This window comes from Streptomyces sp. NPDC007971 (genome assembly GCF_042958635.1).
GTDB lineage: Bacteria > Actinomycetota > Actinomycetes > Streptomycetales > Streptomycetaceae > Streptomyces.
In genome coordinates this window covers 42092-66511 of sequence record NZ_JBIBJK010000024.1, presented here as the reverse complement: position 1 = coordinate 66511, position 24420 = coordinate 42092, and the positions used below count along the sequence as shown (strand labels likewise).

The 24420-nt window shown below is 72.8% G+C and carries 23 protein-coding genes; 13 read left to right on the top strand and 10 right to left on the bottom strand.

Annotated elements, in window-relative coordinates; genetic code table 11:
* Positions 1–1542, bottom strand: a complete 1542-nt coding sequence (locus ACFZCP_RS37735) for a DUF4331 family protein (protein ID WP_391438220.1) — start codon at positions 1540–1542, stop codon at positions 1–3.
* A gap of 208 nt (positions 1543–1750) precedes the next feature.
* Here ACFZCP_RS37735 and ACFZCP_RS37730 point away from each other — a divergent pair, with 208 nt between their 5' ends.
* The 3 genes from ACFZCP_RS37730 (at position 1751) to ACFZCP_RS37720 (ending at position 3495) form a co-directional block, all read left to right on the top strand.
* The gene (locus ACFZCP_RS37730; protein WP_391438219.1) at positions 1751–2293 is read left to right on the top strand and encodes an ECF RNA polymerase sigma factor SigK; all 543 of its coding nucleotides are present in this window, start codon (positions 1751–1753) and stop codon (positions 2291–2293) included.
* Positions 2290–3099, top strand: a complete 810-nt coding sequence (locus ACFZCP_RS37725) for an anti-sigma factor domain-containing protein (protein WP_391438218.1) — start codon at positions 2290–2292, stop codon at positions 3097–3099. Before ACFZCP_RS37730 ends, ACFZCP_RS37725 begins: the two co-directional genes overlap by 4 nt.
* 126 nt (positions 3100–3225) lie before the next feature.
* Entirely contained in the window at positions 3226–3495 is a 270-nt protein-coding gene (locus ACFZCP_RS37720; RefSeq protein WP_362695984.1) for a hypothetical protein, read from the top strand.
* 65 nt (positions 3496–3560) lie between these two features.
* Here the strand turns inward: ACFZCP_RS37720 and ACFZCP_RS37715 are convergent, their stop codons facing one another.
* Genes ACFZCP_RS37715 through ACFZCP_RS37705 form a run of 3 tightly spaced genes read right to left on the bottom strand, consistent with a single transcriptional unit; the run spans position 3561 to position 6543 of the window.
* Positions 3561–4757 carry a CoA transferase gene (locus tag ACFZCP_RS37715; protein WP_391438217.1) on the bottom strand — a complete coding sequence of 399 codons (1197 nt, stop codon included), beginning with the start codon at positions 4755–4757 and terminating at the stop codon, positions 3561–3563.
* Positions 4758–4801: 44 nt separating this feature from the next.
* Positions 4802–5584, bottom strand: a complete 783-nt coding sequence (locus ACFZCP_RS37710; RefSeq protein ID WP_391438216.1) for an ABC transporter permease — start codon at positions 5582–5584, stop codon at positions 4802–4804.
* Positions 5581–6543 carry an ATP-binding cassette domain-containing protein gene (locus ACFZCP_RS37705; protein ID WP_391438215.1) on the bottom strand — a complete coding sequence of 321 codons (963 nt, stop codon included), beginning with the start codon at positions 6541–6543 and terminating at the stop codon, positions 5581–5583. The genes ACFZCP_RS37710 and ACFZCP_RS37705 overlap by 4 nt, the downstream gene beginning before the upstream one ends.
* 63 nt (positions 6544–6606) lie before the next feature.
* Here ACFZCP_RS37705 and ACFZCP_RS37700 point away from each other — a divergent pair, with 63 nt between their 5' ends.
* Complete coding sequence (locus ACFZCP_RS37700) at positions 6607–7317, top strand: TetR/AcrR family transcriptional regulator C-terminal domain-containing protein (RefSeq protein WP_391438214.1); 711 nt, start codon at positions 6607–6609, stop codon at positions 7315–7317.
* A gap of 48 nt (positions 7318–7365) precedes the next feature.
* Here the strand turns inward: ACFZCP_RS37700 and ACFZCP_RS37695 are convergent, their stop codons facing one another.
* The 3 genes from ACFZCP_RS37695 to hmgA are packed head-to-tail and all read right to left on the bottom strand — an operon-like array spanning position 7366 to position 10750.
* Positions 7366–8529: a type ISP restriction/modification enzyme gene (locus ACFZCP_RS37695; protein WP_391438213.1), complete on the bottom strand. Its 1164-nt coding sequence runs from the start codon at positions 8527–8529 to the stop codon at positions 7366–7368.
* Between the two features lie 58 nt (positions 8530–8587).
* Positions 8588–9337 (bottom strand): GntR family transcriptional regulator, encoded by a 750-nt coding sequence (locus ACFZCP_RS37690; RefSeq protein WP_362695972.1) that lies wholly within the window; start codon positions 9335–9337, stop codon positions 8588–8590.
* Between the two features lie 27 nt (positions 9338–9364).
* Entirely contained in the window at positions 9365–10750 is a 1386-nt protein-coding gene (gene hmgA, locus ACFZCP_RS37685; RefSeq protein ID WP_391438212.1) for a homogentisate 1,2-dioxygenase, read from the bottom strand.
* Between the two features lie 157 nt (positions 10751–10907).
* Here hmgA and ACFZCP_RS37680 point away from each other — a divergent pair, with 157 nt between their 5' ends.
* The 9 genes from ACFZCP_RS37680 (at position 10908) to ACFZCP_RS37640 (ending at position 21860) form a co-directional block, all read left to right on the top strand.
* Positions 10908–11504: a hypothetical protein gene (locus ACFZCP_RS37680; protein ID WP_391438211.1), complete on the top strand. Its 597-nt coding sequence runs from the start codon at positions 10908–10910 to the stop codon at positions 11502–11504.
* A 64-nt stretch (positions 11505–11568) separates the two neighbouring features.
* Positions 11569–12222: a TetR family transcriptional regulator gene (locus tag ACFZCP_RS37675; RefSeq protein ID WP_391438210.1), complete on the top strand. Its 654-nt coding sequence runs from the start codon at positions 11569–11571 to the stop codon at positions 12220–12222.
* 119 nt (positions 12223–12341) lie between these two features.
* Entirely contained in the window at positions 12342–14603 is a 2262-nt protein-coding gene (locus tag ACFZCP_RS37670; protein WP_391438209.1) for a molybdopterin-dependent oxidoreductase, read from the top strand.
* Between the two features lie 135 nt (positions 14604–14738).
* Complete coding sequence (locus ACFZCP_RS37665) at positions 14739–16181, top strand: citrate:proton symporter (protein ID WP_391438208.1); 1443 nt, start codon at positions 14739–14741, stop codon at positions 16179–16181.
* A gap of 232 nt (positions 16182–16413) precedes the next feature.
* Positions 16414–17133 carry a hypothetical protein gene (locus ACFZCP_RS37660; protein WP_391438207.1) on the top strand — a complete coding sequence of 240 codons (720 nt, stop codon included), beginning with the start codon at positions 16414–16416 and terminating at the stop codon, positions 17131–17133.
* The gene (locus tag ACFZCP_RS37655; protein ID WP_391438206.1) at positions 17120–17770 is read left to right on the top strand and encodes a class F sortase; all 651 of its coding nucleotides are present in this window, start codon (positions 17120–17122) and stop codon (positions 17768–17770) included. Before ACFZCP_RS37660 ends, ACFZCP_RS37655 begins: the two co-directional genes overlap by 14 nt.
* A 139-nt stretch (positions 17771–17909) precedes the next feature.
* Positions 17910–19253 carry an ATP-binding cassette domain-containing protein gene (locus ACFZCP_RS37650; protein ID WP_391438205.1) on the top strand — a complete coding sequence of 448 codons (1344 nt, stop codon included), beginning with the start codon at positions 17910–17912 and terminating at the stop codon, positions 19251–19253.
* A gap of 120 nt (positions 19254–19373) precedes the next feature.
* Positions 19374–20762: an aldehyde dehydrogenase family protein gene (locus tag ACFZCP_RS37645; protein WP_391438204.1), complete on the top strand. Its 1389-nt coding sequence runs from the start codon at positions 19374–19376 to the stop codon at positions 20760–20762.
* 15 nt (positions 20763–20777) lie between these two features.
* Positions 20778–21860 (top strand): zinc-binding dehydrogenase, encoded by a 1083-nt coding sequence (locus ACFZCP_RS37640; protein ID WP_391438203.1) that lies wholly within the window; start codon positions 20778–20780, stop codon positions 21858–21860.
* 3 nt (positions 21861–21863) lie between these two features.
* Here ACFZCP_RS37640 and ACFZCP_RS37635 read toward each other — a convergent pair whose 3' ends face one another.
* The 3 genes from ACFZCP_RS37635 to ACFZCP_RS37625 all read right to left on the bottom strand — a co-directional run bounded on the left by ACFZCP_RS37635 (position 21864) and on the right by ACFZCP_RS37625 (position 24400).
* Positions 21864–22796, bottom strand: coding sequence for an EamA family transporter (locus ACFZCP_RS37635; RefSeq protein ID WP_391438202.1), 933 nt, complete (start codon positions 22794–22796; stop codon positions 21864–21866).
* Between the two features lie 184 nt (positions 22797–22980).
* On the bottom strand, positions 22981–23712 hold the full coding sequence (locus ACFZCP_RS37630) for a helix-turn-helix domain-containing protein (protein ID WP_391438201.1): 732 nt from the start codon (positions 23710–23712) through the stop codon (positions 22981–22983).
* A gap of 46 nt (positions 23713–23758) precedes the next feature.
* The gene (locus tag ACFZCP_RS37625; protein ID WP_391438200.1) at positions 23759–24400 is read right to left on the bottom strand and encodes a TetR/AcrR family transcriptional regulator C-terminal domain-containing protein; all 642 of its coding nucleotides are present in this window, start codon (positions 24398–24400) and stop codon (positions 23759–23761) included.
* Positions 24401–24420: the final 20 nt, after the last annotated feature.

Genomic DNA, 24420 nt, shown 5'->3' with positions numbered 1-24420 from the left:
TCAGTACGGGCGCTGCATGCGGCGGCGCCACCAGGCGAAGGCGGTGCCGATCAGCAGGATCCCGGCCGCGCCCGAGGCCGCCGAGGCGGCGATCAGCATCGTGTTGCCGGAGCCGCCGGAGGAGGACCCGGCCGGCTGAAGGGCGTCGCCGAGCTGGCTGCGCACGTCGGCGTTGCCGGACGTGCCCTTGGCAAGCGCGCCGCGGGAGCCCGCCGTCGGCTCGGCCACGTACGGGAAGTACTTCTCGAAGCCCTTGTCGTTCTTGTCGACCGCGTCACCCAGGTCGTTCTTGGAGCCGACCAGTTCGCCCTCGACCACCTGGAGCGAGGCGTCGATCACGTCGTCGGTGAGGCGACGGCCGTTCGGGAAGCCCGCGTTGTCACCGTCGAGGACACCCAGCCGCTTGGGGTGCATGCTCGGCTTGATCGAGGTGTTGAGGCGCAGTTCCTCGGAAGGCTTCACGTACGGCGGCTGGTTGAGGCCCTTGACGCCCTTGAGGAACACGTCGACGAGGTCGTTGCGCGGCTCGGCCGGTGCCTTGATCTTGTAGATCGACTCGATGAGCTTCGGCAGCTCGGGGTTGGTCACGTTCTTCAGGAACTGCGCGTCGTACCAGGGCTGGGACGCGTTGAACCTGTCCTTGTCCTTCTGCGGGTTGACGACCTCGTTGACCAGCGGGTTGCCCAGGCGCGAGACCTGCGAGTAGTAGCCCTGCGCGTTGCGGCGCTGGGTGGTCGACCAGATGCCGACGATCGGCTGCTTGGCCGACTCGCGGATCAGGTCGTTGGGCACCTGCAGCGCGATCGTGTTGACGTTGTAGCCCTTGAGGGTGTCCCGTCCGACCTCGGAGAGGTTCCCGCCGTAGAGCAGGTCGAAGACGCGCAGGTCCGCGAAGAACGGGTCGTCGGCCTGCCCGGCGAAGGTCGCGGCGCCGCCCGCCGTCTGGTGGATGGCCTGCGCCCGCAGCTTGGCGTAGTCCGGCATCGACGCCTTGCCGACGTCCGACGGCGCGACCGGCACGCTGTCCGCGAGCCGCGTCTTGGAGACCACCTTCTGGTTGTGCAGCTTGATCAGGTCGATGTCGTAGGTCTGCGTGATGTTGAGGTTCGGGTCGTCGAGGCTCTTCACCGCCCCCGTGTTGTAGAGGAAGGTGTTCTTGTTCTTGACGTGCGTCTTGAAGGTGTACCGGAAGAGCAACTCGCCCTGCGCGTCACCGTTGTTGTCGATGTGGATGTCGTACTGGGCGTCGTCCGCGAACGTGTAGAAGTTCGGGCCGCCGGCCGGCTCCTCGAACGGGATCCAGTTGGCCACGATCGTCGTGGTGTCCGGCTTGTCCGGGCTGACGAAGGCGTACAGGTCCGTGTTGTCGTACTGCGGGGTCCCCGAGATCAGCGGGGCCTCGCGGTGGGAGGAGGCGGAGGCCGCCCCGGGTTCCAGCGTGGCGACGCCGGCGGCTGCGAGCCCTCCGGCGGCCAGCGCACCACAGATGAGCGTGACCAGGCCCTTGCGTCCTGTGCCGCTCCTGGAGAAGAGAGGTGTCATGCCGTCCGTCCTCAGTGCCAACTTGCCTTGACGGACGGTGATACGGAGCCGGGGAGCCGATCGGATTGGTCGGACGGAAGATTTTTTTTCCGTGTTTTGGACCCGCGTTTTCGGCCCGTTGATCCGTATCACCCGCCGGAGGTGTGCGCTCGTGCGGATGCGTGGAGTCAGAGGCAGGGCCGGCTGCGGCCACGGAAGGGGGGCCGGGGTGGAGGCGGACGAGCTTCTGGTGCTCGTGGCCGGTGGTGATCAGAGGGCGTTCGAGGATCTGTACGCACTGGTCTCCGGACCGGTGTTCGGGCTCGTGCGGCGCGTGGTGCGCGACCCCGCCCAGTCCGAGGAGGTCGCCCAGGAGGTGCTGCTCGAACTGTGGCGCTCCGCCGCCCGGTTCGATCCCCGTCGGGGCAGCGCCCTGTCCTGGATCCTCACCCTCGCCCACCGGCGTGCGGTGGACCGGGTGCGCAGCGCCCGCGCCGCCGGCGAACGCGAGCAGCGCGAGGCCCTGCGCGCCGGGGAACCCGCCTTCGACCATGTCGCCGAGGAGGTCGAGGCGGGCCTGGAGCGCGAGTGGGTGCGCCGCTGCCTGGACCGGCTCACCGCCCTGCAGCGCCAGTCCGTGACGCTCGCCTACTACGACGGGTACACGTACCGTGAGGTGGCCGAGCGGCTCTCGCTGCCGCTCGGCACGGTCAAGACGCGGATGCGCGACGGACTCACCCGGCTGCGCCAGTGCCTGGGAGGCGCGGCATGAGCATCTTCGGCCGCCTGCTGGGCCGCAGGGACCTGCACTCCCTCGCCGCCCCCTACGCGCTCGACGCCCTCGGACCCGACGAGCGCCGCCGCTTCGAGAAGCACCTGAACGGCTGCGACCGCTGTGCCGCCGAGGTGCGGGCGCTGGCCGAGGACGCGGTGCGCCTCGCCTGGTCCACGGCCGCCGCGGCGCCGCCCGCCCTGCGCGAGAGGGTGCTGGCCGCCGTGCGCACCACTCCGCAGGAGCAGGCACCGGCGCCCGCGCGGGAGCGTGCGCCCCAGTTGCCGCCGCACGTGTGGGGCACCCAGCCTCCGCCGCCGCGCACCCGTGCCCGCCCTCTCTTCGTCCCCTTCGCCACGGCGACCGCCGCCGCGGCCCTCGTCGTCGCCTCCCTCTTCGCGGTCCAGGCGAACCGCACCCGGGACCAGCTCGACGCCGAGAAGGCCCAGGCACGTGACATCGCCCACGTTCTGGCTGCTCCCGACGCCCGTGCCGCCGGCAGCGAGGACGCCCGGGGCCGCAGTATCGGAGTGATCGCTTCCGCATCGGAGGGGCGAGCCGTCGTCACGCTCAGCGGATACGGAAACCCGTCCGGTGGACGCGTTCACCAGCTCTGGGTCATGCGCCCCCATGTGCAACCGCGCTCCCTCGGGCTCTTCGAGGGCGACACGCCCTTGGTCGCGAAGGGGCTCGGCAAGTCCTCGGCGTCACTCGCCGTAACCGTCGAGCCGAACGGAGGCTCGGCACAGCCCACCAGCCAGCCGCTTGTCCAACTCACCCTGAAATCGGTCGGATTCGGAGAGTAGTCATCGTGGGATGGTCAACCGCCTTACGGGGAAGGTGAATCCTGTGGTCGAGATACCCGCATGCCTCGATGGGGCGATAGGGTTACCCTGCCCGGGCCGGGTGGACTCGTACGGGTGGGGAGTGACATGGAGCAGATAACAGTGCGCAGCAGGGCCAGGGTCCCTGCGATCACTTGCGGGAGCAGCGCGACCAGTTCGCGCCTCGACCGCCATCTTTCGGTGCTGGCGGGTCCCGCCATACCGCAGCAGAAGGCGGCCGAGGCGACCTCGCTGATGCTTGAGCTGACGGCACGTGACAAAGCGCACCAGCGCAGCGACCGGGGCGCACGGGTCAGCCGCGTCTCCCTCTTCGCTCCGCTGCGCCGACTGCGCCGCTCGCTCTTCGGCGGGCACTGAGCGGTATCCCGTCCCGCTCCGAGCGAACCGGCGTTCCTCGCAAGGATTCTTCGAGGGGCCCGCGCTCAGGCCACCACGCCGTCCCGGCGCAACGCTGCGATCTCGTCGTCCGTCATCCCCACGGCACGCAGCAGCGCCCCGGTGTGCTGCCCGAGCGCGGGCACGTCACCCATCCGTGCCTCGTCCCCGCCCGGCAGCGTGATGGGAGGCAGCAATGCCTTCAACGGCCCGACCGGTGACCCCACCTGACGCCACCGCTCCCGGGCCGTCAGCTGTGGATGTTCCGCCAGCTCGTCCAGATCCCTGAGCCGGGCACAGGCGATGCCCGCCTTCTCCAGCCGGCCCAGCGCCTCGTCGGCGTCCAGCACTCCCAGCGCACCTGCGACCAGCTCGTCGGTCCGCGCCCGGTTCACCACCCGCGCGGCGTTCGTCGCCAGGTCCGGATCCGTCCCCAGTTCCGGTCGGCCGATGACCTGTTCGGCCAGCCGCCGCCACTCCCGGTCGTTCTGCACCGACAACAGCACCCGTCCGCCGTCCGCCGTCGCATAGGCGTCGTAGGGCGCGATGACGGCATGCGCGAGCCCGGTGCGTGCCGGGGGCTCACCGCCGTGCATCGCGTGGTGCAGCGGATGCCCCATCCACTCCGCGAGCGCCTCCAGCATCGACACCTCCACCGGCCCGCCCCGCCCGGTCGTGCCACGCCGCACCAGCGCGGCCAGCACGCCGGAGAAGGCGTACATGGCCGCCGCGATGTCCGCCGCCGGAATCCCCGCCTTGACGGGCTGCCCGGGTGTTCCGGTCACCGACACGAGCCCGGCCTCGCACTGCACGAGCATGTCGTAGGCCCGCTTGTCCGCGTACGGGCCCGAGCTGCCGTATCCCGAGATGTCCACGGCGATCAGCCGCGGGTGCGCCGCGCACAGGGTGGCCGCGTCCAGACCGAGCCGGGCCGCGGCGCCCTGGGCGAGGTTCTGCACGAACACGTCCGCGTCCGCGACCAGCCGCCGTACGACGTCGAGGCCGCGGGGGTCCTTGAGGTCCAGCGCGATGGACTCCTTGCCGCGGTTGCACCACACGAAGTGCGAGGCGAGACCGCCGGCCGCGGTGTCGTAGCCGCGCGCGAAGTCGCCGCCGTCGATGCGCTCCACCTTGACGACCCGGGCGCCCAGGTCGGCGAGCTGCCGGGTCGCGAAGGGTGCGGACACGGCCTGTTCGACGGCGACGACGGTGATGCCCTCCAGGGGCAGCGGGAGACGGTCCATGGAGTGGATGATCTCCCCTGACCGGCGGTTCTGTCAGTACCCGGTCACCGCTGCCCGTGTGCGTACCGGCGTACGGCCAGGGGCAGGAAGACCGCGGTCAGGGCGAGGCTCCAGGCGAGCGCCCCGGCGACCGGGTGGGCCACCGGCCAGGCGGCGTCGTGCGGCACGGGCGCGTTGCCGAAGAGGTCCCGCAGGGCGGTGGTCACCGCGCTGATCGGATTCCACTCGGCGAGTGTGCGCAGCCAGCCCGGCAGGTTGTCCGTCGGGATGTAGGCGTCGGACAGCAGCGGCAGCACGAAGGAGGAGGCGCCGAGCTGCCCGGCCGCGTCCTCGCTGCGGGTGAGCAGCCCCAGGAAGATCCCGGCCGAGGTGCAGGCGAACCGGAAGAGCAGCAGCAGGCCCACCGCCGCGGCGGCCTCGACGGCGGACCCCTCGATCCGCCACCCCACGGCGAGCGCCACGAGCAGCAGCGGCACCGTGCCGACGGCCGTGACCACGAGGTCCGCCACCGCCTGCCCGAGCGGTACCGCGGCCCGGCTCACCGGCATCGCGCGAAAGCGGTCCGTCACGCCCCGGTGGGTGTCGGCGGCGGCCTGGAACATGCCGGTCATCAGTCCGCCGGCCGCGGTCGCGACCAGCAGCCCGGGCACGAGGAAGGAGCGGTACTCGCGGCCGGGCATCGCCAGTGCGCTGCCGAAGACGTAGCCGAAGAAGAGCAGCATGTTGACCGGCATCATCTGGGTCAGGATCGCCAGGCCCGGGCTGTTGCGGACCCGGCGCAGCTGTCGGCCGGTCATCGCCAGGCCGTCGTGGGCCAACGCGTTCACTGGACCAGCTCCTTGTCGTCGGCGCACTGTCCGGTGAGCCGGAGGAAGACGTCGTCGAGAGTCGGCGGTCTCAGGCGCACGTCCAGCAACGGCACACCGGCCGCGTCGAGTTCGCGCACCAGGCGGGGCAGGGTCAGGGTCGGGTCGGTGGTGACCGCGCCGACGGCGCCCCGCTCGCGGTCGAACACGGGCGCGGAGCCGGTGAGCCGGTCGAGCACGCCGGCCGCCGCCCGCAGCCCGTCGTCGTCGCCGTCGGGGACCGCGGCCTCCGCGTACGACCCGATGAGCGCCTTGAGCTCGGCGGGCGACCCGGTGTGTGCGACCCGTCCGCCGTCCACCAGGGCGATGTCGTCGGCGAGCCGGTCGGCCTCCTCCAGGTACTGCGTGGTGAGCAGCACGGTCGTGCCCTGTGCCGTCAGCTCCCGCACGGCCTGCCAGATGTGGTTGCGGCTGGCCGGATCGAGTCCGGTGGTCGGCTCGTCGAGGAAGAGCACGTCGGGGCGGAGCACGAGGCTGGCCGCCAGATCCAGTCGGCGCCGCATGCCGCCCGAGTAGACCGAGACCTTCCGGTCGCCGGCCTCGGCCAGACCGAACCGCTCCAGCAGTTCCCCGGCCCGGCCGGCCGGCCCCCGCACCCGGTGCAGCCGTGCAAACAGCCGCAGGTTCTCGCGGCCGGTGAGGTCCCCGTCGACCGAGGCGTACTGCCCGGTGACGCCGATCCGGCGCCGCACGGCCGCCGCCTCGCGCACCAGGTCGTGGCCCGCGATCCGCGCCGAGCCCGCGTCGGGCCGCAGCAGCGTGGTCAGCAGCCGCACCGCCGTCGTCTTTCCGGCGCCGTTCGGGCCGAGCAGCCCGCAGACCGTCCCCTGAGCCACCGCCAGATCCAGCCCGCGCAGGGCGTGCACGGCGCCGAAGCGCTTCTCCAGACCCTCACTAAGTACAGCGTACGTAGTAGTCATGGGGTGACCATACCGCACTACGTACGCCGTACGTAACTAGGATGGTGGTCGAGGTGATGACCGATGGCAGTCCGAGGGGCCGTCCCCGAAGTGATCTGGGCGCGTCCGGAGCGCACGGGCCGAGGCCCGAAGCCCGCGTACACGCGCGACGACATCGCGGCCGCGGCCGTCCGGATCGCCGACGCGCAGGGGCTCGACGCGGTGTCGATGCGGCACGTGGCGGCCGAGCTGGGCTGCGGCACCATGTCGCTGTACAACTACGTCCCCCGCAAGGAGGACCTGTACGAGCTGATGGTGGACGCGGTCAGCGCGGAGCACGCCCCGTGGGAGCCGAGCGGCGACTGGCGGGCGGACCTGCTGCGGGTGGCGCACGACACGCGGGCGCTGATGCACCGCCACCCGTGGGTGCCGCGCCTGATGTCCCCGGTGTACGGCTTCAGCCCGCACGCCCTGCGCTATCTGGAGCACTGCCTCGCGTGCCTGGAACCGCTGGAGGGGTCCTACGGCACCAAGCTCGAACTGATCGCCATGCTGAACGGCGTGGTGACCACCTACGTCCGCAACGAGATCGACACGGCCGAGCGGGTACGCGCCCTGCCCTGGTCCGAGGACGAGGAGAACGCGGTGCGCATCGCCTACCTGAGCGGCCGGGTCGCGTCCGGCGCGTACCCGAGGATGGCGGCGGCGTTCAGCGAGGACCCGGGCCCGATCGACCTGGAGGCGGTGTTCGGGCGGGCACTGGAGCGGGTATTGGACGCGTTCGCGCCGCGCTAGCCCGGTCTGTTCGCCCCGCGCGGGCCGGCCGGTGGCCCCGAACCGCGCCTAGAGCAGGGCGAACTGGCCCTCGGGGCCTTCCTCGTGGTGGTCGAGGACGGAGGCCGGGCGGCGGGCCGTGTCCGGGACGGGGAGGACGCCCGCGCGGTGCAGGCCGGCCGCCGTCACGGGTGCGGTCACCGTCAGCGCGGCGCGCTGCGGGCGCAGTTCCGCCAGCAGGGCCAGGACCGTGATCAGCTCCAGCAGCTCCGAGGTCCAGGGCTGCGGCCAGGTCGCGGGGCGGAGCGCGGCCAGGGTGCCCGGCTCGGCGGGCGCCGTGCGGGCCGCGAACCAGGCCTGCAGGACACGCACTCCGGCCACCTCGTAGTCCCAGGCCGCGGGCGGCACGGGGGAGATGCGGCCCTCGCCGAGGCGGAGGGTCTCCTCGTCGCGGTCGTAGTCGAGGGTCACGGGGAGGGCGGGCAGCGGTGCGCGGACGTAGGGGCGGCGGCCGCCCGGGAGCTTGGGCCGCTCGCCGTCGCGGCGCATCAGCCACAGCATGCGGCGGCCCACGTCGACGCCCCGGGTCCAGAGCCCCGCGTCCTCGGTGAGCGGGACGGTGAGGTCGGGGCGGACCGTGGCCAGGATCCAGGCCAGGACGTCCGGTGGGGCCGGGCGTTCACCGAGGCGGGCCGTCAGATGGTCCAGCATGCCCGGAGCCAGGTTCGGTTCCGTGCCGCCCGGACGCCGGTACAGGGGACGGATGCGGCCGGTGCGGAGGGTGGGCAGGACGGAGGTCGCGAGCAACGGGGGTTCCCCGGACGTCTCCGTGCCCGTCTCCACCACGAACACCTGCTGCGTGTCCGCGACCCGCCACAGCTCCGGGCGGGCCGTGTCGATCAGCCGGTGGTCCGGGATCAGCCACTGCTCGTCGAACGGTGCGGTCAGCACACGGACCGGCTCCGCGCAGGGGCCCTCGGCACGCGCCAGCCGCTCCGTGCCGGCCGCCCGGCCGGGCAGCTGGCCCACCGCCGAGTGGAGCGTGCGGGCCCGGGTCGGCTCGAACAGCGCCTCCCGGTCCGGCCCTCCGGCCTTCAGCAGGGCTTCCCAGCGGGCTTTCAGGGAGGCCGGACCGGGCGCCGTCGGCCAGGCGCGGCCCAGCCGCAGCGGTGCGACGGACCACGGCATGAGGTCCGCAAGGAGCGGAGCGTCGTCGTGCGTCACGCAGGGCATGGTACGGCCTGACCGGGGCACCGGGGCACCGGGGCCAGGGGGCCGAGGGGATCCGCCCTCAGGTGGCGTCCAGCGTGACCGTGAAGGAGAAGCGGTCGCCCCGGTAGTGGATGACCGCGACGTCCAGCACCCGGCCGGCGGCGTCGTACGTCACGCCCGTGTAGTGCAGGATCGGGCTGAGCAGCGGCACCTGGAGCAGCCGGGCGGTCTCCGGGTCGGCGAGCCGCGCCTCCACGGTGTCCGTGATGCGGCTGATGTCCGCCCCGACCAGGTCCCGCAGGACCTTGGTCATGGGCCAGCGGACGAGGTCCTCCAGGTCGATGTGCGCGGCCAGTTCGGGACGGACGTGGTTGAGGGCGTGGTTGGTCGGCTCACCGGTCTTCTCGTCGCTGCGCAGGCGGTGGTACGTCGCCACCTCCGCGAGATCCGGGAAGTGCTCGGCGAGGGCGGGCGGCACCGGGGTGCGGCCGTGGTCCAGCAGCTCGGTCGTCATGCCGGACTGCTGGGCCACGATCGCGTCCACCGAACCGAGGAGCCGCACCGGCGCCCCGCGCCGCACATCGGGCTCGATGAACGTGCCGCGCCGCCGGTGCCGGCTGATCAGCCCCTCGTCCTCCAGCTCCTTCAGCGCCTGTCGCATGGTCAGCACGCTGACCCCGTAGTGCTCCGCCAGCTGCTCCTCGGTGGGCAGGCGCAGCGGGTCCTCGGGCGAGCGGCCGAGGATCGAGGCGCGCAGCGACTGCGACACCTGGTACCACAGCGGCAGTTTGCGGTTCAGGACGATCGAATCCGGAGCGAAGGAGGTCACGCGGCTATCCGTACCTGTCGGGCCTCGCTAGTGCAATGGCCGGAAGTGACGTTCGAGGCCTTGCCACACATCGTCGTACCGCTGCTGGAGGTGGTCCGCGCCCGCCGCGTGCGGGGTGAGCGTCACCGGCCAGCGGGTCTCGAACATGAACGCCAGGCCGTCGTCGATCTTCTGCGGGCGCAGTTCGGCGGCGCTCGCCCGCTCGAAGGTCTCCCGGTCCGGGCCGTGCGCCGACATCATGTTGTGCAGCGAGCCGCCGCCCGGCACGAATCCCCCCTTCCCGGCCGCCTTGGCGTCGTAGGCGCCCTCGATGAGGCCCATGTACTCGCTCATCACGTTCCGGTGGAAGTAGGGCGGCCGGAACGTGTCCTCGCCCACCAGCCAGCGGGGGGCGAAGACCACGAAGTCGACGCCGGCCAGGCCCGGGGTGTCCGACGGGGAGGTCAGGACCGTGAAGATCGACGGATCCGGGTGGTCGTACGAGATGGTGCCGATCACATTGAAACGGCGCAGGTCGTAGACGTAGGGCACATGGTTGCCGTGCCAGGCGACCACGTCGAGGGGCGAGTGGTCGTACGTCGCCGTCCAGAGGTTGCCGCAGAACTTGTTCACCACCTCCACCGGGCCCTCCGCGTCCTCGTACGCGGCGACCGGTGCCCTGAAGTCCCGGGCGTTCGCGAGGCCGTTGGCGCCGATGGGGCCGAGGTCGGGAAGCTGGAACGGCGCCCCGTAGTTCTCGCACACATAGCCGCGGGCCGTCGGGCTCTGCCCCCCGTCCGGCGCGGTGTCCAGCAGCTCCACACGGAAGCGCACCCCGCGCGGAATCAGCGCCACATGGGACGGCTCCACATGGAGCCTGCCGAACTCGGTGTGCAGCAGCAGCCCGCCGCGCTCCGGCACGATCAGCAGCTCCCCGTCGGCATCGCCGAACACCCGCTCCATGGAGGAATTGGCGTGATACAGATGCACGGCGATGCCGGTGCGCTGGGCCGCGTCGCCGTTGCCCCCGAGGGTCCACAGGCCCGCCAGGAAGTCCGTGCCGGGGGGCGGCTCGGGCAGCGGGTTCCAGCGCAGCCGGTTGGGGTCGGGCACCGTCTCGGCGAAGGGTGCCGTACGGATCGCGCCGTTCTCGGCGCGGGTGAACGCCGGGTGTGCGGCCGACGGGCGGATGCGGTACAGCCAGGAGCGGCGGTTGTGGGCCCGCGGCTCCGTGAAGGCGGTGCCGCTCAGCTGCTCCGCGTAGAGGCCGAGCGGCGCGCGCTGCGGCGAGTTGCGGCCCTCGGGCAGGGCGCCCGGTACGGCCTCCGAGGCGTGTTCATTGCCGAACCCGGAGAGATACGACAGTCCCTCGGCGGTCTTCCTTGCTCCCCCACGCTCGAATCCGCTCGCGAGGGCGGTACCCCCATCGCTCATGATCGCTCCCTTGCCCTTGCGCTCCTGATTCCTATGTATCACCGTAGGAATGAGTGGGGGAGGGCGCAAGAGGGGGCCGGGTCCTCCCTCCCCGGCAGGGCGGGAACCAGACTCCAGGGGGATCCGGGCGCCGCAGCGGTGTTCTAGTCTCCCCGGCATGTCGTGGACGCGCAGAACTCTCACCGCGCTCGCGGTCTGCGCCCTGCTGCCGCTCGGAGCGGCGGGCTGCGGGACCGGCGGCGCGCACGGGAACGGCACCTCCGTCTCGCCCTCGCCGGTGGGCAAGGTCCTCGACGACACCGACGACACCGGCCGCCACCTGAGGGAGGTCGGCAAGAAGAACGCGCCCGACGTCGGCGTGGAGGTGACCCCGGACCCGGCCGGCGGCTGGGACGTCCTGCTGACGCTGCACCACTTCCGTTTCTCGCCGGCGGCCGGGAAACCGAGGGCGCTGCCCGCGCGCGGGCTCGTCTGCCTCCTCGTCGACGGCCGGCCGGTGACCCGGCTGCGGGCGCGCGGGTACCACCTGGCCGACCGCCTCGTCCCGCACGGCACCCACCACGTCACCGCCCGCCTCTACGCCGACGACGGCACCGTGTGGGCCGTGCACGGCAAGGCCGTCGAGAGCACCGCCGACGTCACCGCCTCCGGCGCGGACCCGGACGCGTCCGCACCCCCCTCCGGGCCGACAGGGCAGGGCGCGGAGCCGGCCGGCCCCTCGGTGGGCACCACGACCGTCACCGTCGGCCCATGAGTGCACCGGCCACCCGTCCTCGTACTGTGGGGCGAGGTTCACCGGATTCCGGCGGAAAGGCATCATGAAGCCCGTGCCCCACGCGACATCGCTGCGCCGTGCGCCCGTCCAGCGGCGCAGCGCCGAACGGCTGACCAGGATCCTCGACGCCTGCGCCGACCTCCTCGACGAGGTCGGCTACGACGCCCTGAGCACCCGGGCGGTCGCCCTGCGCGCCGAGGTCCCCATCGGCTCGGTCTACCGCTTCTTCGGCAACAAGCGGCAGATGTGCGACGCCCTCGCCCAGCGCAACCTGGAGCGGTACACCGAACGCGTCAGGGAGCGGCTGAACCGGGCGCGCGGCGCGGACCCCTCCGGCTCGGGGGCGGCCGGGAGCGGGAGGGACTGGCGGGCCGCGATGGACGCCGTGCTGGACGAGTACCTGAGCATGAAGCGCACCGCGCCCGGCTTCTCCCTGGTGGACTTCGGGAACCAGATCCCGGTCGGCGCCCGGCAGTCCGGCCCCAACACCCGGGTCGCCGATCGCCTCACCGGCCTGCTCTCCGGCTATCTCGGCCGCACCCCCGACGAGGACCTGGCCCGGGTCTTCCTCGTCGCCGTGGAGAGCGCGGACACCCTGGTGCAGCTGGCCTTCCGGGTCGACCCCCGGGGGGACGAGGCGATCATCCGGGAGACGCGGGAGCTGCTGCGGGCATACCTGGGGCGCGTCCTCGACTGACCTGTGCGGAGGGCTTCGGAAGCCCGCAGAGGGCTCCCCTCCATGCCTACCGGTCGGTATGCTCGGTCGAAGCCCGCCTGTGTCTGCCAGGCACCGCCGCCGACCCTCGGGGAGGACCCGTGTCCCGCACCGCTCTGCGCATCTGCCCCCTGTGCGAGGCCACCTGCGGGCTGACCCTCACCCTGGAGGGCACCCGCGTCACCGGCGCCCGCGGCGACCGCGAGGACGTCTTCAGCAAGGGCTTCATCTGCCCCAAGGGCGCCTCCTTCGGTGCCGTCGACGGCGATCCCGACCGGTTGCGCACCCCGCTCGTCCGCGAGAACGGCGCCCTGCGCGAGGCCACCTGGGAGGAGGCCTTCGACGCCGTCGCCGCGGGCCTGCGCCCGGTCGTGGAGCGCTCGGGCCCCGACGCCGTCGGCGTCGTCCTCGGCAACCCCAACGTGCACACCGTGGCCGGCGGCCTCTACCCGCCCGTGCTGCTCGGCGCGCTGCGCACCCGCAGCGTGTTCACCGCCTCCACGGTCGACCAGATGCCCAAGCACGTCTCCAGCGGGCTGCTCTTCGGCGACGCCAACGCCATTCCGGTGCCGGACCTCGACCGCACCGGCCATCTGCTGCTCATCGGCGCCAACCCCCTGGAGTCCAACGGGAGTCTGTGCACCGCCCCCGACTTCCCCGGCAGGCTCAAGGCCCTCAAGGCCCGCGGCGGCCGGCTCACCGTCGTGGACCCGCGCCGCACCCGGACCGCGAAGCTCGCCGACCGCCACCTGGCGATCCGCCCCGGCACCGATGCCCTGCTGCTCGCCGCGATGGTCACCGTGCTGTTCGAGGAGGGCCTGACCGACCTCAAGGACCTCGCCCCGCACGTCCAGGGTGTCCAGGAAGTGCGCGAGGCCCTGCGGGAGTTCACCCCCGAGGCCGTCGCCGGGGCCTGTGACGTCGACGCGCCCCTCATCCGCACCCTCGCCCGGGACCTCGCCGCCGCCCCCACCGCCGCCGTCTACGCCCGCATCGGCAGCTGTACCGTCCCGCACGGCACCCTGGCGAGCTGGCTGGTCGACGTCCTCAACGTCCTCACCGGCAACCTGGACCGGCCGGGCGGCGCCCTGTTCCCGCAGGCCGCCACCGACAGGACGCCCCGCCCGGCTGGTCCCGGCCGCGGCTTCGCGCTCGGCCGCTGGCGCTCCCGGGTCGGACAACACCCGGAGGCCAAGGGAGAGTTGCCGCTCTCCGTGCTCGCCGAGGAGATCGACACCGCGACCGAGGAGGGCGAGCCGATCCGCGCGCTGGTCGTGGTCGCGGCCAACCCGGTGCTGTCCGCCCCCGACGGCGACCGCCTCGACAAGGCCCTGGGCGCGCTGGACTTCATGGTCAGCGTCGACCCCTACCTCAACGAGACGTCCCGCCACGCCGACGTCGTGCTGCCCCCGCCCCCGCCCTCGCAGAGCCCGCACCACGACTTCGCCTTCAACACCCTGGCCGTCCGCAACCAGGTCCGCTACAGCCGTCCCGCCGTTCCCCTCGAACCCGGCCTCATGGCCGAGACCGAGATCCTCGCCCGGCTGATCCTGGCCGCCACCGGCATGCACGGCTCCGACCCGGCCGCCGTGGACGCGATGGTGATCGACCAGACCCTGGCCAAGGCCGTCCAGGAGCCCCACTCCCCGGTGCACGGCCGTGACCCGGAGGAGCTCGCCGGCCGGCTCACCGGGGACACCGGCCCCGAGCGCCGGCTCGACCTCATGCTGCGCCTCGGCCCCTACGGCGACGGCTTCGGCGTCCGGCCCGACGGGCTGACCCTCCAGCGGCTGCTCGCCCACCCGCACGGCATCGACCTCGGCCCGCTGCGCTCCCGCCTGCCGCAGCCGCTGAAGACCGTGAGCGGCAAGGTCGAGCTGCTGCCCGGGCCGATCGCCGGTGACCTGCCCCGGCTGCGCGAGGCACTGCACGAGCGCCCGGCCGGGCTCGTCCTGGTCGGCCGCCGCCATCTGCGCTCCAACAACAGCTGGATGCACAACGTGCCCGCCCTCACCGGCGGTTCCAACCGCTGCACCCTGCACCTGAACCCCGAGGATGCCGAACGCCTCGGGGTACGCGACGGACAGCCGGTGCGTGTGAAGGGCGCCGGGGGAGAGGTGACCGCGCCCGCCGAGGTCACCGACGGCGTCCGCCCGGGGGTGGTGAGCCTTCCGCACGGCTGGGGCCACGACCGCCCCGGCACCCGGCTGAGCCACGCCGCCACCGACCCCGGCGTCAACGTCAATCAGCTCCTCGACGGCAGCCTGCTCGACCCGCTCTCCGGCAACGCGGTCCTCAACGGGATCCCCGTCGAGGTCGCCGCACTGCCCGAGGTGTCCGAAAAGCTCGCTCCTGTGACCTGAGCAAGGCTGTGACCTGGAGTTTTGCGCTTATTGCTCGCGCGTCAACGTCTTGTTAACGCCGTTTGAACGGACCTAACGTCATCGCACCGCCGGCCCCTGGTGGGATGTTCAAGGGCGAACGTTAGGTATCCACTCATGCTGACCCTCCTCGGCTTCGCCATGATCGCGACCTTCCTGGTCCTGATCATGCTGAAGAAGATGTCGCCGATCGCGGCGCTCGTGCTGATCCCCGCGCTGTTCTGCGTGGCCGTCGGAAAGGGCGCCAGGCTCGGCGACTACGTCCTCGACGGTGTCACCGGCCTCGCCCCCACGGCGGCGATGCTCATGTTCGCGATCGTCTACTTCGGTGTGATGATCGACGTCGGCCTCTTCGACCCGGTCGTCCGGGCGATCCTGAGGTTCTGCAGGGCCGACCCGCTGCGCATCGTCGTGGGCACCGCCGTCCTCGCCGCGATCGTCTCGCTCGACGGCGACGGCTCGACCACCTTCATGATCACCGTCTCGGCGATGTACCCGCTGTACAAGCGCCTGAAGATGAGCATGGTCGTGATGACCGGTGTGGCCGCGATGGCCAACGGCGTGATGAACACGCTCCCTTGGGGCGGTCCCACCGCCCGGGCCGCGACCGCGCTGAAGCTCGATGCCAGTGACATCTTCGTGCCGATGATCCCCGCGCTCGCCGCGGGCCTGCTGTTCGTCCTCGTCCTCGCCTACGTGCTCGGCCGCCGGGAGCGCAGGCGGCTCGGCGTGCTGACGCTGGACGAGGTGCTGTCCAAGGAGCCCGCCGGGCAGGAGACGGTCCTGGCCGGCGCGGGCACCGGCGGGGGCGGGAAGGCCACTGCCGGGAAGACCACCGGCGTGAGCACCACCGGCGTGAGCACCACCGGCGGTTCCGGCGGCGGTGCGGATCCGGCCGGAGGGCCCGCGGACGAGGGCTTCCAGGGGCTCGACCCGCACCGGGCCACGCTGCGCCCGAGGCTCTACTGGTTCAACGCACTGCTCACCGTCGCCCTGGTGACCGCCATGATCATGGAGTGGCTGCCGATCCCGGTGCTGTTCCTGCTCGGCGCCGCGCTCGCGCTGACCGTCAACTTCCCGCACATGCCCGACCAGAGGGCACGCCTGGCCGCGCACGCCGAGAACGTCCTCAACGTCTCCGGCATGGTCTTCGCCGCCGCCGTCTTCACCGGCGTCCTGCAGGGCACCGGCATGGTCGACCACATGGCGAAGTGGCTGGTGGGCAACATCCCCGACGGCATGGGCCCGCACATGGCCCTCGTCACCGGCGTGCTGAGCATCCCGCTCACGTACTTCATGTCCAACGACGGCTTCTACTTCGGCATCCTGCCGGTGCTCGCCGAGGCGGGCCAGGCGCACGGGGTGTCCTCGCTGGAGATCGCCCGCGCCTCGCTCGTCGGCCAGCCGCTGCACATGTCCAGCCCGCTCGTCCCGGCCGTGTACGTCCTCGTCGGCATGGCCAGGGTGGAGTTCGGCGACCACACCAGGTTCGTGGTGAAGTGGGCCGCCCTGACCTCCCTGGTCGTGCTCGGCGCGGGGATCCTCTTCGGCATCGTCTGATCGCCCGGGGGCTGCTGCCGTCGGGGTGGCGCTCGCGGTCGCCGGGCGGCGGGGCGCTGCCCGAGGGGGCCGGACGGGTGACGCGGGAGAGGCGGACGGGGTCGGCGTTGGGCCGCACGAGCGATATCTGACGGCGCGTCCGGCGTTGGTACCACGGGCCGTGGAGTGCATGGGTGAGAGTCCCCAACGAAAGGTCGATTTGTATGAAAATCGTCTAACCGGAGGAGTCTGCATGCCCACCCTGACACTTCCACGAACCTTCTCCCGTGCGGGTGCCACCGTCGGCCTCACCGCGCTCGTCGCGGCGGGCGCGACATGGGTGGCGGCACCCCCGGCGGCTGCCCAAGGGGAAAACGGAGACATCAGGATCCACCGCGCCGGCGTGCCCTTCGGTGTCTCCAAGGACGACCCGGTGGCCTGCAAGTTCTACCTGGACGCCGTCAACTTCGACATCCTGCCCAACATCGCCTACATCATCCAGGCGCAGCCCCCGCTGCCCACCACCGCCACCATCACCGGCATCATCCAGCTCACCGGCGGCGCCGGACACACCGACGTGCTGGGCCTGGCCGACGGGCAGTACAAGCTCACCTGGGTCACGGGGGGCGCCCCCAGGGAGAAGCTCTTCCGCATCAACTGCCACGACGGCAAGCAGGACGGGGCGCAGGGCCCCGGGCAGATCGAGGACCACCAGCAGGGCAACCAGCACGACGACCAGCACGGGGACCAGCGCGACGACCAGCGCGACGACCAGCGCAACGAGTCGGGCTGGGGGCAGGGCGGCGACCGGGGCGACGGCCCGAAGGGCGGAGTGCACGCGGGCGGCGGCGGCATGGTCGACACCACCGCCGGGTTCTCGCCGGTGGCCGCCGCCGCGGCGGTCGGGCTCGTCTCGGTCTGCTGCGCCGTGTACGTCCGGCTGATCCGCCGGCGGCCCCATGGCGCCGCGTAGGCGCAGACGCAGGCCGTGGCACCGGACCCGCGCCTACCGGCTCGTCCGGTCGGCCCTGCTGATCACCGTCCTGGTGACGGTGGGTGTGAGGTGCGGGGGAGACGACGGGCCGGCCGACCCGGCCCGGGCGGGCCTTCAGGGGCCCGGCCGGGCGGGCCAGGGCCCCCCGCCGCGTCCGCTGCCCCGGTCCCGGCCGACGTCCCTGCGCATCCCGTCCCTGGGGGTCGACGCGCCCGTGACCGGCGTGGGGCTCGACCGGGACCGGCAGCTGGAGACACCGCCGATCGACCGGGCGAAGCTGGTCGGCTGGTACCGGGGCGGACCCACGCCGGGGGAGTCCGGCACCGCCGTCGCCGTCGGCCACCGCGACACCAGCACCGGACCCGCCGTCTTCGCCGCGCTCGCCCAGGTGAAGCCGGGGAAACTGATCGAGGCCAGGCGCGCCGACGGCCGCAGCGCCGTCTACACCGTGGACCGGGTGAAGGTCTACGACAAGGTCGGCTTCCCCGACGAAGAGGTGTACGGGGCCACGGGGCGCCCGGAGTTGCGCGTGCTGACCTGCGGCGGCCTGTTCAGCCGGCGCACCGGCTACACGAGCAACGTGGTGGTCTTCGCCCACCTGACCGCGACGAAGTGACCGCAGCGCGCGCGTGCACTCTCTTCCCCGGCCGGGCACATTCCGTTAACTTCCGTGACTCACAGGCTCCGTGAGACCGCACGGGACCTTCGGACCCACGGAGCGGCGGTGCTCCGGACAGCCCCCGGGGGCAGCAGTCATGACACGCGCCATCACTCTGCACGACGTGAGCAAGTCCTACACACGGGGCACCCGCGTGGTGGAGCGGCTCTCGCTGGACATCGCGCCCGGCGAGTTCCTGGTGCTGCTCGGCCCCTCCGGCTGCGGGAAGTCGACCGTGCTCCGCATGATCGCGGGACTGGAGGACATCGACGAGGGCGCACTGCTCCTCGACGGGGAGTACGCCAACGACTGGCAGCCCGCCGAACGGCGCCTCGCGATGGTCTTCCAGAACTTCGCCCTCTATCCCAGGATGACCAGCCGCGACAACATCGGCTTTCCGCTGCGCATCGAGGCCCCGGGCGCCGACCCCGGTCCGCGCGTGGACGCGACCGCCCGCATGCTCGGCATCGAGGACCTGCTCGACCGCTTCCCCGGCCAGCTCTCCGGCGGCGAACGCCAGCGGGTCGCGATGGGCCGGGCCATCGCCCGCCACCCCTCCGCCTTCCTGATGGACGAGCCGCTGTCCAACCTCGACGCCAAGCTCCGCAACCGCCTGCGGGCCGAAATATCCCGGCTCATCCGCGAGTTGGGCGTCACCACGGTGTACGTCACCCACGACCAGGCCGAGGCCATGTCGCTGGGCGACCGGGTCGCCGTGCTGCGCGGCGGGGCGCTCCAGCAGGTGGGCCGCCCGCGCGAGGTGTACGCGCTGCCCCGCAACGTCTTCGTCGCCGCCTTCATCGGCACCCCGCGCATCAACCTGCTGCGCGGCCTGGTCCGCGCCCCGCTGGACGGCGCGATGACGATCAGCCTCGGCAAGCAGTACCTTCGGCTGCCCGAACCCCTCTGCCCCGACCACCGGCTGCTGCGCGTGCAGCAGGGGCGCGAGGTCATCGTCGGACTGCGCTCGGAGGCGGTGCGCATCGCCAGGCGCAGCGCCGCCCGGCCCGGCGAGGTGCCGCTCACCGGGCTGGTGGAGCACATGGAGTTCCAGGGGCACGAGACGCTCGTCCACTTCGACACCGGCTCCCGCCCCGCCGTCGTACCGGAGCTGGAGGCGCCCCGTCCGGCCGCCCGGCCCGGGCGGCGCCGCCGGCAGGCCCCGGGCGTGCTGGACCGCCTGCGGGAGCGGGCCGGATCGCTGCGCGCCGGGCCGGTGGTGGTCCTCGACCGTCCCCCGGAGCGGGAAGGGGGCGCCGACCCCGTGCCCCCGGAGGGCCGCCTGCCCGGAGACCTGGTCGTGCGCACCACGCCCGACATCGCGCTGCGCCACGGCATGCAGGTCCCGCTCCTCGTCGACCTCGCCCATCTCTTCGTCTTCGACCAGCACGGCGACCGCATCTGCCCCTCTCCGGCGCGGCTGCCCGACCTGGAGGAGTGAACCGCCGCCGGCCTGGCGATGATGGCCCGGTACGTCTGGTGCACGAGTGTCTCTGGCGCGCGAAAACTAACGCCGCTAGTTTGTGTGCCGGACGACGGAGACCCGCCGGGAGGAAGCACCATGAAGGCACACGACGGCCTGTACATCGACGGCGCCTGGCGCCCCGCCGAGAGCCAGGACGTGATCGACGTCGTGAACCCGGCCGACGAGCAGGTCATCGGCCGGGTCCCGGCCGGCGGGGCCCTCGACGTCGACACCGCCGTACGCGCCGCGCGCGCCGCCCTCGCGGGCTGGGCCGCCACGCCGCCGGCCGTGCGGGCCGCCCGCCTCGCCGCCCTGCGGGACGTCCTGGTGGCCCGCAAGGACGAGATCGCCGAAACGGTCACCGCCGAACTGGGCGCCCCGCTGCAGTTCTCGCAGACCGTGCACGCGGGCGTGCCCATCGCCGTCGCGGGCTCGTACGCCGAACTGGCCGCCACCCACCCCTTCGAGGAGAGGGTCGGCAACTCGACCGTCCTGCACGAGCCGGTCGGCGTCGTCGGCGCGATCACCCCCTGGAACTACCCGCTCCACCAGATCGTCGCGAAGGTCGCCCCGGCGCTCGCCGCGGGCTGCACCATCGTCCTCAAGCCCGCCGAGGACACCCCGCTCACCGCCCAGCTCTTCGCCGAGGCGGTCCACGAGGCGGGCGTCCCGGCCGGTGTGTTCAACCTCGTCACCGGCCTCGGCCCGGTCGCCGGGCAGGCGCTGGCCGAACACCCGGGCGTGGACCTGGTCTCCTTCACCGGCTCCACGGCGGTCGGCCGCCAGATCGGCGCGGTGGCCGGCGCGGCCGTCAAGAAGGTGGCGCTGGAGCTGGGCGGCAAGTCCGCCAACGTCGTCCTGCCGGGCGCCGACCTCGCCAAGGCGGTCGGCGTCGGCGTCGCCAACGTCATGTCCAACTCCGGTCAGACGTGCAGCGCCTGGACCCGCATGCTGGTCCACCGCGACCGGTACGAGGAGGCCGTCGAACTGGCCGCCGCGGCCGCCGCCAAGTACGGCGACCGCATCGGCCCCGTCGTCAGCGCCAAGCAGCGCGGCCGGGTGCGCGGCTACATCGAGAAGGGCGTCGCCGAGGGCGCCCGCCTGGTCGCCGGCGGCCCCGAATCCCCCCGGGAGCAGGGCTACTTCGTCAGCCCGACCGTCTTCGCCGACGTCACCCCGGAGATGACGATCGCCCAGGAGGAGATCTTCGGGCCGGTCCTCACCATCCTGCGCTACGAGGACGAGGAGGACGCCCTGCGCATCGCCAACGGCACGGTGTACGGCCTCGCGGGCGCCGTCTGGGCCGCCGACGCGGCCGAGGCCGTCGCCTTCGCCCGCCGCATGGACACCGGCCAGGTCGACATCAACGGCGGCCGGTTCAACCCCCTCGCCCCCTTCGGCGGCTACAAGCAGTCCGGGGTCGGCCGGGAACTCGGCAGCCACGGGCTCGCCGAGTACCTCCAGACCAAGTCCCTCCAGTTCTAAGGAAGTCCGCGAGTCATGGCCGTACGAGCCGCCGTTCTGCCCGCCATCGGCGCACCCCTGGAGATCACCGGTATCGAGCTGCCGGACCCGGGCCCCGGACAGGTCCGCGTCCGCCTCGCCGCCGCCGGTGTCTGCCACTCCGATCTGTCCCTGTCCGACGGCACCATGCGGGTGCCGGTCCCGGCGGTCCTCGGCCACGAGGGCGCCGGCACGGTCGTCGCCGTGGGCGAGGGAGTCACCCAGGTCTCCGCCGGCGACCGGGTGGTCCTCAACTGGGCCCCTTCCTGCGGCACCTGCCACGCCTGCGCCCTCGGCGAGGTCTGGCTGTGCGCCAACGCGCTCAACGGTGCCGCCGACGTCTACGCCCGCACCACCGACGGCACCGACCTGCACCCCGGCCTCAACGTCGCCGCGTTCGCCGAGGAGACGGTGGTCTCCGCCTCCTGTGTGCTGCCCCTCCCGGAGGGCATCCCGCTCACCGAGGCCGCGCTCCTCGGCTGCGCCGTGCTCACCGGCTACGGCGCCGTCCACCACTCGGCACGGGTCCGGGCGGGCGAGACGGTCGCGGTGTTCGGCGTCGGCGGAGTGGGCCTGGCCACCCTCCAGTCGGCCCGCATCGCGGGCGCGTCCCGCATCGTCGCGGTCGACGTGTCCCCCGAGAAGGAGGAACTGGCCCGGGCGGCCGGCGCCACCGACTACGTCCTCGCCTCCGACACCACCGCGCGCGAGATCCGCGCCCTGACCGGCAAGCAGGGCGTCGACGTCTCCGTGGAGTGCGTGGGCCGCGCGGTCAGCATCCGCGCCGCCTGGGAGTCCACCCGCCGCGGCGGCCGCACGACGGTCGTCGGCATCGGCGGCAAGGACCAGGAGGTCACCTTCAACGCCCTGGAGATCTTCCACTGGGGCCGCACCCTGTCCGGCTGCGTCTACGGCAACACCGACCCGGCCCGCGATCTGCCGGTGCTCGCCGAGCACGTACGGCAGGGCCGGCTGGACCTCTCGGCACTGGTCACCGAACGCATCGCGCTGGAGGGCATCCCGGCGGCCTTCGAGAACATGCTCGCGGGCAAGGGCGGCCGGGCCCTCGTGGTGTTCTGAGGCTCAGCCGACCTTCTCGGGTCGCGGCTGTCCGGCCGCGACCCGCCGCGACCGCCCGCGCGCCCGGGACCGTGACACCGCCACGCCCGCGAGGCACAGCGCCCCGCCGCCCAGCGTCAGCGGCCCCGGCACCTCCCCGAGCGCCAGCCACGACATCAGCACGACCAGCGCGGGAACGGCGTACGTCGTCGCGCCCATCCGGCTGGCGGTGGTCCGGGAGAGCGCGTAGGCCCAGGTGGTGAAGGCCAGTGCGGTCGGGAAGACGCCGAGGTACACCATGTCGAGGGTGGCCGTGACCGGCGCCCGGGCCGCCTCGCCCACCAGCTGCCCGGCGAACGGCAGGCAGACCACCGCTCCGGCGGCACACCCGAACGTCGTCACCTGCAGGGCGCTCGCCCGCCCGAGCGCGGGCTTCTGCGCGACCACCCCGAAGGCGTACCCCACGGCCGCGAACAGACACAGCCCCACACCGAGCACCGAGGACCCGCCTCCGGCCGACATCGACAGGCCCACGGTCACCGCACCGGCGAACGACACGGCCATCCCCGCCAGCAGCCGGGGCGGCATCGGATCGCCGAGCAACCGGGCGCCCAGCAGGGCTATCAGCAGCGGGCCGACGTTCACGACGAGGGCCGCGGTGCCCGCGTCCACCTGCTGCTCGCCCCAGTTCAGGGCGACCATGTAGAACCCGAACCACAGCACCCCGGACAGGCCGATGCCCCGCCACGCGGACCTCGGCGGCCACCCCTCGCGCCGTACGACGCACACGACCCCGAGGACCACCGTCCCCGCGAGCAGACGCCCGAGCGCCAGCGCGCCGGGGGAGTAGTCGGCTCCCGCACTACGGACCGCCACGAAGGCGGAGGCCCACAGCACGACGGTGACGACCGCCGCGGCAGCGGCGAGCAGCTGAGGGTGTGGCCTGGTGTTCATCATGCTCCAGAGGCTAGGCAGCGGCTGGGAAGCGGGCTGGCGGAAAACGGACGGGGCGACCGGTTGGCCGGTGCCGTCGCCGGTCGAGGCGGGGCGAGCGCCCCGAAGGGGCGCGGGGAACTGCGGGACCGGCCACGAAGGGCCCGCACTCGGCACGTCGCGGAACCGCCCGCCCCCCTGGCCGGACTCAGCACAACTGCGCCGCCCCGATGCCGAGCAGATCCGACAGCGCCCGCGACCCCGACGGCGTCACCTTCACCGCCCGCTCGGAACCGATCCGCACGCACCATCCGGCATCCAGGGCGTACCGGCACAGCGCCGCCCCCGCCGCCCCCGCCAGATGGGGCCGCCGCTCGGTCCAGTCGAGGCAGGCACGGGCCAGCGGGCGGCGCCCCCGGCGGTCGAGGGGAATGCCCACCGCGCCGAACCACTCAAGGCCCGCGTCCGTGAGCGCGAACCCGGTGTCCTGCCGGAGCAGACCCCGCTCGGTGAACGCGTCGGTGACCGCGGTTCCGAGCCGGCCGGCGAGATGGTCGTAGCAGGTACGGCCGCGGGCCATGGCGGACCCGGCGCTCGCCTCCCGCAGAGTCCGTGCCGGCCGCCGCAGCGCCGCCGCGGGCACCTGCGCGGCGAGTTCCTCGACGAGCTGCGCCACCCGCGCGTCGGCCAGCCGCACATACCGGTGCCTGCCCTGCCGCTCCTCCGCGAGCAGCCCGCCGGCCACCAGCTTGCCCAGGTGCTCGCTCAGCGTGGACGCGGCGACCCCGGCATGCCGGGCCAGCTCACCCGCCGTCCAGGCCCGCCCGTCCAGCAGGGCCAGCAGGCACGTGGCCCGGGTCTCGTCGGCGACCAGCGAGGCGAGCGAGGCGAGGCCGGCGGCCTGGGGGTCCTTCGCGGTCCTGGGGTCCTTCGTGGTCATGCACCCAGCATGGGGCACCGGCACTTCGGCCTCGGCCGAAGTGTCCTCACACGCTCTGCCGCGCCTGCTCGTACTGCTGCGCCAGTCCGTCCAGCAGCGCCGCGAGCCCCGCCTCGAAGGCCCGCTCGTCGATCTTCTCCTGCTGCTCGGCGAGCAGGTGGGCCTGGCCGAGGTGGGGATAGTCGGCGGGGTCGTACGCGCTCGCGTCGTCCACGAAGCCCCCGGCGAAGGAGCCGAGCGCGGAGCCCATGATGAAGTACCGCATCAGCGCGCCGATGGAGGTCGCCTGGGCCGGCGGCCAGCCCGCGCGGACCATCGCGCCGTAGACGGCGTCGGCGAGGCGGAGTGCGGCGGGGCGGCGCCCCGGACCCCGGGCGAGGACCGGGACGATGTTGGGGTGGTCGCGCAGGGCCGCCCGGTAGGAGACGGCCCAGTCGTGCAGTGCGGTCCGCCAGTTGCGCCCGTCCTCGAACATCGACAGGTCCACCAGCGCGCTCACCGAGTCCGCGACCGCCTCCAGGATCTCGTCCTTGGTGCTGAAGTGGTTGTAGAGCGAGGGACCGCTCACCCCCAGTTCGGAGGCGAGCCGCCGGGTGGAGACGGCCGCCAGGCCCTCCGCGTCCACGAGTTCCCGGGCCGTCTCGACGATCCGGTCGGTGCTGAGGAGGGGCTTGCGCGGTCGGGCCATGGCGCACATAGTAGGGCTGT